We start from the raw sequence: 1,993 nt of genomic DNA, 5'->3' as shown, positions 1-1,993 counted from the left end.
TGTTGAAGACGAAGACTTTCGGATCCTCGTGCAGCAGCATCTTGGCGAGCACATCGGCATCGCCCTGGTTGCGGATCGAATGGCCGGTAAGCGGGGCGTCGCCCTTCTTGTCGACGTCAAGCGGCGGGATGCGGACGGTCTGGCCGGGCTCCACGCGCGTGTCAGGCTTCGCCCGGCCGCCATCGACGCGGATTTGCCCGGAGCGCAAAAGCTTCTGCAGATAGCCGAAGCCGAGGCCCGGATAGTGGACCTTGACCCAGCGGTCGAGCCGCATGCCCGCCTCGCCGGCTTCCACCGTGATCTGTTCAACACCTGCCATGACTTCGCTTTTCCGTTCGAAAGCGGCGCCATAGCACTAAAGCATGTCGCCCAAAAGTGCGGAGCGGCTTTGGGAGAACGACTTGCTCAAAAACAAGGAACTTGAAGCACGTCACCTGAATCGCTCAGCGCGACGTGCCTAAGGCAGGCAGGGTGCGAGCCAAAGACCCAACAAAGGGCGACGATTACCCCAATCGTCGCGGATCGATGGAATTCTTCCGCCCAGTCAATTCTTCGAAGATGGCGCCGGCGCGGCGCAGACCGTCGAGCGCGTCAGGAACCGTTTCTCACGGCCATTGTCGAGCGAGAACATGCCGCCCCTGCCCGGCACGACGTCGATGATGAGGTCAGTGTGCTTCCAGGCCTCGATTTGCGAGGCGCTGATGTAGACGGGCGTGTCGCCGATCTCGCCCAGCCTCACGTCATTGTCGCCGACCGTGAACTCTGCGCGCGGGTAGCACATCGGCGAGGACCCATCGCAGCAACCGCCAGACTGGTGAAACAGCACCGGCCCGTGATCGGCGATGATCTCGGCAAGCAGCGCCTCGGCCTCTGGCGTGGCCGACACTTTGCCCAACGAGGCCTTGTCCATGCGATCCTCCTGTCATGAAAGGAGGGTACGGCAAGCCGTACCCTCCCCTACGCGCCCTAGGAGGATTAGAAGAAGCCGAGCTTCTTCGGGCTGTAGCTGACCAGCATGTTCTTGGTCTGCTGATAATGGTCGAGCATCATCTTGTGCGTCTCGCGCCCGATGCCCGACTGCTTGTAGCCGCCGAAGGCGGCATGCGCCGGATAGGCGTGGTAGCAGTTGGTCCACACGCGGCCCGCCTGGATGGCGCGGCCGAAGCGGTAGCAACGGTTCGCGTCGCGGCTCCAGATGCCCGCGCCGAGCCCGTAGAGCGTGTCGTTGGCGATCGACAGCGCCTCGTCATCGTCCTTGAAGGTGGTCACCGACACCACAGGGCCGAAGATCTCTTCCTGGAAGATGCGCATCTTGTTGTGCCCCTTGAACACGGTCGGCTTGACGTAGTAGCCGCCGGCAAGGTCGCCCGGCAGATGGTTCTGCTCGCCGCCTGTCAGCACCTTGGCCCCTTCCTGGCGGCCGATGTCGAAGTAGGACAGGATCTTTTCCAGCTGCTCGCTCGAAGCCTGGGCGCCGATCATGGTTGCGGGATCGAGCGGATCGCCCTGGACGATCGCCTCGACGCGCTTCAGCGCGCGCTCCATGAACTGGTCGTAGATCTTCTCGTGCACCAGCGCGCGGCTGGGGCACGTGCAGACCTCGCCCTGATTGAGCGCGAACATGACGAAACCCTCGATCGCCTTGTCGAAGAAATCGTCGTCTTCGGCCGTCACGTCCTGGAAGAAGATGTTGGGCGACTTGCCGCCGAGCTCGAGCGTTACCGGAATGAGGTTCTGACTGGCATATTGCGAGATCAGACGACCGGTCGTCGTCTCGCCGGTGAAGGCGATCTTGGCGATGCGGTTCGACGACGCCAGCGGCTTGCCGGCCTCGAGGCCGAAGCCGTTGACGATGTTGAGCACGCCTTCCGGCAGAAGGTCGCCGATAAGGTCGGCCCACAGCATGATCGTCGCCGGAGTCTGCTCGGCCGGCTTCAGCACCACGCAGTTGCCGGCGGCGAGCGCGGGCGCCAGCTTCCAGCAGGCCATCAGC

3 protein-coding genes are annotated in these 1,993 nt (G+C 63.2%); all 3 read right to left on the bottom strand.

Translation table 11 applies throughout. The features are described 5' to 3' along the window. On the bottom strand, positions 1-319 hold a 319-nt coding region (locus EOA38_RS35025), incomplete at its 3' end, for a S4 domain-containing protein (RefSeq protein WP_281060160.1). A gap of 225 nt (positions 320-544) precedes the next feature. Then, a complete protein-coding gene (locus tag EOA38_RS35020; RefSeq protein WP_126094093.1) occupies positions 545-910 on the bottom strand; it encodes a DUF779 domain-containing protein in 366 nt (121 codons plus the stop codon). A 65-nt stretch (positions 911-975) separates the two neighbouring features. Next, the coding region (adh, locus tag EOA38_RS35015) for an aldehyde dehydrogenase (RefSeq protein WP_127301373.1) at positions 976-1,993 on the bottom strand (1,018 nt) is incomplete at its 5' end.

Origin of the sequence: Mesorhizobium sp. M1E.F.Ca.ET.041.01.1.1, from assembly GCF_003997355.1 — a bacterium.
GTDB lineage: Bacteria > Pseudomonadota > Alphaproteobacteria > Rhizobiales > Rhizobiaceae > Mesorhizobium.
The sequence above is the reverse complement of the archived record's forward strand: the minus strand, read 5'-3'. Positions and strand labels throughout refer to the sequence as shown.